This window comes from Polaromonas glacialis, from assembly GCF_000709345.1.
GTDB classification, from domain to species: domain Bacteria; phylum Pseudomonadota; class Gammaproteobacteria; order Burkholderiales; family Burkholderiaceae_C; genus Polaromonas; species Polaromonas glacialis.
The window spans coordinates 1-719 of the sequence record NZ_JMDZ01000051.1 but is presented as its reverse complement, the minus strand read 5'-3'; the positions used below and the strand labels follow the sequence as shown (position 1 = coordinate 719).

At 57.0% G+C, this 719-nt stretch carries 1 protein-coding gene and 1 pseudogene; both read left to right on the top strand.

Annotated features, from left to right (window positions below; all coding sequences use genetic code 11):
* Positions 1-313 (top strand): DUF5372 family protein (locus EC86_RS29390; RefSeq protein WP_198026730.1); only part of this gene is annotated, 313 nt, incomplete at its 5' end.
* A gap of 210 nt (positions 314-523) precedes the next feature.
* Positions 524-719 (top strand): annotated as a pseudogene (locus EC86_RS0100275) (helix-turn-helix domain-containing protein); the annotation flags it as partial.

The following is a 719-nucleotide window of genomic DNA, read 5'->3' as shown; positions in this document are numbered from 1 at the left end:
GCCGATTCGACATAGGGATTGGAGCGAGCAGTCAACTGCGCCGCATGGCGACGTTGAGCGACGACCTTTTCGCGTCACCCATCCGCACCATCCGCTGTTCGGTCAGGTGTTCGATCTGGTCGAGCGTGGGAGGAACTGGCGCGAAGACAGGGTTTTTTTCCACGACACAGCAGGAGGCTCGCACTCGATGCCGGCGGTCTGGACCGACCTGGTCGCCGAAGACCCTTTCAATGCTGTGGCGCGGGGACGTGCCGCGTTCCGGGCTCAAGAACTCCTCGAATTGGTGCAACTGATCGAGGCAATGAAGTCATGAGCCGGCCCCTTCAGTGTAAAGAAGATATTGTGCAAAGTGTAAAGGCGATTACGTCTTGTCTTGCATCTGTTCGATGCTACTGGCATGGGAGCTCAACATACATGCTGCACATGAAACCTCCTATCGCTTGCAGTGATCACCTTGACAGTGTGTTCATGCCGAACATAATCCTATTTACATACATTGACTGGCCTGAGCCGAGGAGGGTCCATGCCCATAGATCGAGACAAGCACGACAAGCAAGCGGTCCTGCGCCAGCACGCTGCGCTCAACCCGCGTGCGCACGGCGTCACTCACGCACTGTTCGCCAACAACGCGTTCTTCGACCCCGACGATGTGCTGCAGGTCAAGTACGAGATGCTGCGACTGGTCAACATCGACAAGCGCTCGATCAGCGAGGCTGCCA